A 6,377-nucleotide genomic window follows, 5' to 3' on the forward strand; every position below is an offset into this window, starting at 1 on the left:
CACCAGCAGGAGACCGCTCTTTCAGCGATCTGACGGTTGCTGCCGGCGGCCGCCGCTGGGAAGCTGAGAGCGCGCGCGTTTGGATGCGCGCCTCGCCAATGGAGGAACACACGATGGCTGGCAAGTTCGATCTGAACACGACCACTCTCGGGCAGTTGCTCGACGACCCGGAGGCGCGGGCGATCATCGACGAGCTGGTTCCCGAGCTTCCGACCCATCCCATGGTCGGAATGGCGAAGGGCATGCCTGTGAACACCGTGCTGACCTTCGCGGGCGGCCAGGTCGACCCCGAGATCGTGGCGCAACTGAAGGCGCGCATCGACGCACTCTGAACACTGCACTCGCGTCATAGCCGAGTCGGTGCGGCACTACGCTGAGGCTCCATGAGCGATGCCACCCGCCCGACGCGCCCCGCCGGGGTACGCGAGGTCGCTCGGCTTGCGGGGGTGTCGACCCAGACGGTGTCGCGGGTGATCAACGACTACCCCAACATCCGCCCCGAGACACGGGCGCGCGTCGTCGAGGCCATGCGCACCCTCGACTACCGTGTCAACAACGCCGCGCGGGCGCTCGGTACGGCATCCACCCGCACCATCGGTGTCATCGCCACGGATGCCACCCTCTACGGCCCCACGGTGGGAATCGCCGCGCTCGCCGAAGCCGCCCGCGAGGCCGGGTTGTGGATAGCCACTGCCTATGCCGATGCCGGTGACCCGGAAGCGATCGACAGAGCGATCGCCCATGTCCTCGCTCAGGGCATCGACGGGCTCGTGCTCGTCGCCCCGCACGAGCGCATGGTCTCGGCGCTGCGCGAGCGGGGACTGGGTGTCCCGATCGCCGCGCTGCACGCCGACGCCGGCGCGAGGGCGCAACGCGAGGGTGCGGCTCTGGCCGCGGCGCATCTCACCGAGCTGGGCCACCGACGTATAGGGCGGCTGGGAGGACCGGTCGACTGGCTCGAAGAGACAGCCCGTGCGCAAGGCGCCTCTGACGCGCTCGATGCGGCGGGCCTCTCCGTTGCCCGTCAATGGCGCGGTGACTGGTCGGCTCGATCCGGGGCGGTCCGAGCGCCGGAGGTCGCCGCGGCGGCGCGGGCGGGCGAGGTGACCGCGGTCCTTGCCGCGAACGATCAGATGGCGTTGGGACTCATGGCGGGCCTCGCCGCGAGGGGCGTGCGGGTTCCCGAAGATCTCGCGGTCGTCGGCTTCGATGACAACCCGGATGCGGAGTTCTATGCGCCGGCACTCACGACAGTTCGCGTCGATGTCCTCGGAGATGCGCGTCGCTGCGTCGCCGCTGTCGTGGGCGGTGTTTCTCTGCCGTCGGCGCCCGCTCAGCTCATCGTCCGCTCCTCGAGCGCAGCCTCGACTGCCTGATATCACCGCCCAGAAGGGCTTCGAGGGGTGAGCGCTGGCGGAAGTGAAGTGTTACCGGTAACATTCCAAGGGTGGCTGGTCGGCGCAGACATGCGCGACGACGAGGGTGTCTCGGAAGGATTCATTGATGACCGAATTCGACAGTGCTGTCAGTGAGGCGATCGACCGCCTGCGCGCCGATGTCGCGGCATTGCACTCCGAGCTTGTGCGGTACGGCCTGATCGTCTGGACCGGAGGCAACGTCTCGGGTCGCGTTCCTGGCGCTGACCTGTTCGTCATCAAGCCCTCAGGTGTCTCGTACGACGATCTGGCCCCCGAGAACATGATCCTCTGCGACCTCGACGGCAACGTCATCCCCGGCAGCGAGGGAAGTGAGCGCTCGCCGTCGAGCGACACGGCTGCTCACGCCTACGTTTACCGAAACATGCCCGAGGTCGGCGGCGTTGTCCACACCCACTCGACCTACGCCGTCGCGTGGGCTGCGCGCGGCGAAGAGATCCCGTGCGTGATCACGGCGATGGCAGACGAGTTCGGTGGCCCCATCCCGGTCGGTCCGTTCGCGATCATCGGTGACGACTCGATCGGCCGCGGCATCGTCGAGACGCTGCGCGGTCACCGCTCGCGCGGGGTCCTCATGCAGAACCACGGTCCCTTCACCATCGGGTCGAGCGCGAAGGATGCCGTGAAGGCAGCCGTCATGCTCGAAGACGTCGCCCGCACCGTGCACATCGCGAAGCAGGCGGGGCCGGTCATCCCGATTCCGCAGGAAGCGATCGACAGCCTCTACAACCGCTACCAGAACGTGTACGGCCAGTCGACGGACGACCGCCGATGAACGCCCTGAGCACTGACGAAGCCCGTGCTGCGATCGCTGGCGGGCAGGCGAGCCTGGGCATCGAGCTGGGTTCCACCCGCATCAAGGCCTGCCTGATCGCCGAGACCGGACAGGTGCTCGCGGTCGGGAGCCACGAGTGGGAGAACAGCTACGTCGACCGGGTGTGGACCTACTCGCTCGACGAGGTATGGTCGGGCATCCAGGCGGCGTATGCCGCGCTCGGCATCCGGGTACAGCAGGCCTACGGGATGGCGATCGAGTCCCTCGCGAGCATCGGCATCTCAGCGATGATGCACGGCTATCTGGCCTTCGACGCGCAGGGTCAGTTGCTCGTCCCCTTCCGGACCTGGCGCAACACGAGCACAAGTGCCGCTGCGAGCGAACTCAGCGACCTGTTCGGCGTGAACATTCCGCTTCGCTGGTCGATCGCCCACTACCGCCAGGCGATGCTGGATGCCGAACCTCACGTCGGCGCCATCGACCGTCTCACCACGCTCGCGGGATACGTGCACACGGCACTGACGGGCCGCCGCGTGCTGGGTGTCGGCGACGCGTCGGGCATGTTCCCGATCGATCCTGCCACCGGTGGCTATGACGCCGAGCTCGTGGTGCGCTTCGATGAGCTCGCGGCCGATGCCGCGCCCCGGCCCCTGCTCGAGGTGCTTCCCACAGTCCTGTCGGCGGGCGCCGACGCAGGCGAGCTCAGCGCCGAGGGGGCAGCGCTACTCGACCCGACCGGTGCGCTCAGGCCCGGCGCGCTGTTCTGCCCTCCCGAGGGTGATGCCGGCACGGGGATGGTCGCCACCAACGCCGTCGCTCCGCGCACCGGAAACGTCAGCGCCGGCACGAGCATTTTCGCGATGATCGTGCTCGAGCGTCCGCTTTCGGCAGCACACGACGAGCTCGATATCGTCACGACGCCCGCCGGTGACCCGGTCGCGATGGTGCACTGCAACAACGGAGCCTCGGAGCTTGCCGCGTGGGTGAGTGTCTTCCAGCGCTTCGCAGACCTCATCGGGTCGCCGCGGCCCCCCGACTCGGTCTACGAAGCCCTGTTCACCGAGGCGCTCACCGCCGCACCGGATGCCGGCGGCATCCTCTCGTACAACCACCTGTCCGGAGAGCCCATCGCGGGCCTCGACGAGGGGCGACCCCTGGTCATCCGCACCCCCGACAGTCAGCTGACCCTCGCAAACTTCGTGCGCTCGCAGCTGGCCGGCGTCTTTGCGACGTTGAGTCTCGGAATGCGAGTGCTCGATGACGAGGGTGTGGCAGTTGACCGGATGCTCGCACACGGCGGCGTCTTCCGCACCGCCGGTGTCGCGCAGCGGGTGCTGGCCGCAGCTCTCGACACTGCTGTCTCGGTCGAACGTCATGCCTCGGAGGGCGGAGCGTGGGGCATCGCGGTTCTTGCCGCCTACGCCGCAGCCCGCCACACGGGTGCCACAGACGCCTCGCTCGCCGCATACCTCGACGCCGTCGCGTTCGCGGACGCCGAGTTCGCCACCGTTGTTCCCGACCCCGCCGACGTCGCGGGCTACGCCTCCTACCTCGACAGCTACCGCGCCGGTCTTGCCGCTGAGCGCGCTGCAGTCACCGCACTCTAGATCCCCACCTCATCGAAGAAAGACCCTCATGACTTCTCTCAACACCTTCGCGACCCGCGAGGTCTGGTTCGTCACCGGCAGTCAGAACCTCTACGGCGAAGAGACTCTCCGCCAAGTCGCCGAGCAGTCCCAAGCTGTTGCTGCAGGGCTCTCGGAGCTGCCCATCCGCGTCGTCTGGAAGCCCGTACTGAAGGATGCCGACAGCATCCGTCGCCTGGCACTCGAGGTGAACGCCCGTGACGAGGTCATCGGGATCATCGCGTGGATGCACACCTTCAGCCCCGCCAAGATGTGGATCGGCGGGCTCGATGCGCTGCAGAAGCCACTCTTGCACCTGCACACGCAGGCCAACGTCGAGCTGCCGTGGAGCGAGATCGACTTCGATTTCATGAACCTCAACCAGGCTGCCCACGGCGACCGGGAGTTCGGGTACATCCAGACTCGCCTGGGCGTTCCTCGCAAGACCGTCGTCGGGCACGTGTCGAACCCGGCAGTTCGCGGTCAGATCGAGACGTGGCAGCGCGCAGCCGCCGGCCTTGCCGCCGCGCGTTCGCTGAAGCTCGCGCGCTTCGGAGACAACATGCGCTACGTCGCCGTCACCGAGGGTGACAAGACGGAGGCTGAGCTCCGCTTCGGCGTGCAGGTCAACACGTGGGGCGTCAATGAACTCGCGGATGCCGTGGCTGCCGCATCCGACGCGCAGATCGACGCCCTCATCGACGAGTACGAAGAGCTCTATGAGATCGTCCCTGAACTGCGCCGCGACGGGGAGCGCCACCAGTCGCTGCGTGACGGGGCGGCGATCGAGGTCGGGCTGCGCTCGTTCCTGGAGGCCGGCGGTTTCGGCGCCTTCACGACGAGCTTCGAAGATCTCGGTGCACTCAAGCAGCTGCCCGGTCTTGCCGTCCAGCGCCTCATGGCCGAGGGATACGGATTCGGCGCCGAGGGCGACTGGAAGACCGCGATCCTCGTGCACGTCGCGAACGTGATGGGCGAGGGGCTTCCCGGCGGCGCAAGCCTCATGGAGGACTACACCTACGACCTCGTCCCCGGCGACGAGAAAATCCTGGGTGCGCACATGCTCGAGGTCGCTCCGACCCTGTCGAGCCAGAAGGCCAGCCTGGAGATCCACCCGCTGGGCATCGGCGGCAAGGACGACCCGGTGCGCCTGGTCTTCACTGCCGACCCCGGCCCCGCCGTCGTCGTCGCGATGAGCGACATGCGCGACAGGTTCCGCCTGGTCGCCAATGTCGTCCAGAACGTCGCAGCGCCCGATCTTCCCAAGCTCCCCGTCGGGCGGGCCATCTGGAAGCCGGCGCCCGACTTCGCCACTTCGGCGGCGTGCTGGCTGACGGCGGGAGCCGCCCACCACACCGTGATGTCCACAGCTGTCGGCATCGAGGTGTTCCGCGACTTCGCCGAACTTGCCGAGACAGAGCTGCTCGTCATCGACGAAGACACCACGGTGCGTGGCTTCCAGAAGGAAGTTCGTTGGAACCAGGCTTACTACCGCCTCGCCCAGGGTCTGTGAGCGCGGTCGATGTGCCCGAGGCGGTAGCTGCCGGCGTCAGGCAGACTGGCGATATGAACGATGAGTCTTCGGCCGTGATCCCGGCATCCGGAACGCAGTACACGATCACCGCTGGCGACTACGAGGCAACAATCGCAAGCGTCGGTGCAACCCTTCGGAGCCTCACATACCGTGGCCGGGACCTTGTCGTCCCTTTCGAGCCCGACATCGTGCGGCCCTTCTTCCGCGGTGCCACGCTTGCGCCCTGGCCCAATCGCATCGTGGACGGCCGCTATGTGTTCGGGGGGCATTCGTACGAGGTGGCTCTCACCGAGCCTGGGCGCGGTCAGGCCCTCCACGGCCTCGCATCCTGGCTGGACTTCGCGCCGGTCGAGACCGCCGAGAGCTGGGTGACCCTCGGAGCCACGATCGAACCGCAGCAGGGGTATCCGTGGCGTATTCGTGTCGAGACGACCTTCGCTCTCGGTGCTGACGGCCTCACCCAGCGGGTGAAGGCGACCAACCTGAGTCATGACTTCGCGCCCTGGGGGACGGGCCCGCATCCGTACCTCGTCGCCCCGGGCGACCTGGATGACTGGACTCTCACGCTTCCGGCAGCTCAGGTACTCACGGTCACCCCCGACCGGCTCTCGCCAGTCGGGCTCCAGCCGGTGACAGCGGATGCCGAACGCTTCGACTTCCGCGAACCGCGGACCCTCGGCGCCGTCATGATCGACCACGCCTACACGGATCTCGTGCGGGACCGCGACGGACTCGTGACGGCGCGGGTGACCGATGCGCAGGGTGTGGGTGCAGCGATCACATGGGACTCGCGGTGCCCGTGGGTTCAGGTCCACACGGCCGACCAGCCCGGCGGGCCGGAAGCGCCGGGTCACCGAGCGGGCCTCGCTGTCGAACCGATGACCTGCGCCCCGGATGCCTTCAACGATGACCGCTACCCGTTCGACACGGGGCTCGGTGTGATCGCACCGGGTGACGCGCACAAGGCGTCGTGGCGGATCGCCGCGGTTTCCTGAGAGTTAGCTGGA

Annotated in this window: 6 protein-coding genes; all 6 read left to right on the forward strand. The window is 67.6% G+C overall.

Going from position 1 to position 6,377, the window contains the following annotated elements:
* Positions 1–332 (forward strand): hypothetical protein (locus B3587_RS15295; protein WP_292730222.1); only part of this gene is annotated, 332 nt, incomplete at its 5' end.
* Between the two features lie 51 nt (positions 333–383).
* On the forward strand, positions 384–1,376 hold the full coding sequence (locus tag B3587_RS15300; RefSeq protein ID WP_228178441.1) for a LacI family DNA-binding transcriptional regulator: 993 nt from the start codon (positions 384–386) through the stop codon (positions 1,374–1,376).
* Between the two features lie 127 nt (positions 1,377–1,503).
* The gene (locus B3587_RS15305; protein ID WP_292730226.1) at positions 1,504–2,211 is read left to right on the forward strand and encodes an L-ribulose-5-phosphate 4-epimerase; all 708 of its coding nucleotides are present in this window, start codon (positions 1,504–1,506) and stop codon (positions 2,209–2,211) included.
* Positions 2,208–3,818 (forward strand): xylulokinase, encoded by a 1,611-nt coding sequence (locus tag B3587_RS15310; protein ID WP_292730229.1) that lies wholly within the window; start codon positions 2,208–2,210, stop codon positions 3,816–3,818. The genes B3587_RS15305 and B3587_RS15310 overlap by 4 nt, the downstream gene beginning before the upstream one ends.
* A gap of 28 nt (positions 3,819–3,846) precedes the next feature.
* On the forward strand, positions 3,847–5,349 hold the full coding sequence (gene araA / locus B3587_RS15315) for an L-arabinose isomerase (RefSeq protein WP_292730232.1): 1,503 nt from the start codon (positions 3,847–3,849) through the stop codon (positions 5,347–5,349).
* 53 nt (positions 5,350–5,402) lie between these two features.
* On the forward strand, positions 5,403–6,365 hold the full coding sequence (locus B3587_RS15320) for an aldose 1-epimerase family protein (protein WP_292730235.1): 963 nt from the start codon (positions 5,403–5,405) through the stop codon (positions 6,363–6,365).
* Positions 6,366–6,377 lie beyond the last annotated feature (12 nt).

The organism is Microbacterium sp. UBA837 (assembly GCF_002296025.1).
Taxonomy (GTDB): domain Bacteria; phylum Actinomycetota; class Actinomycetes; order Actinomycetales; family Microbacteriaceae; genus Microbacterium.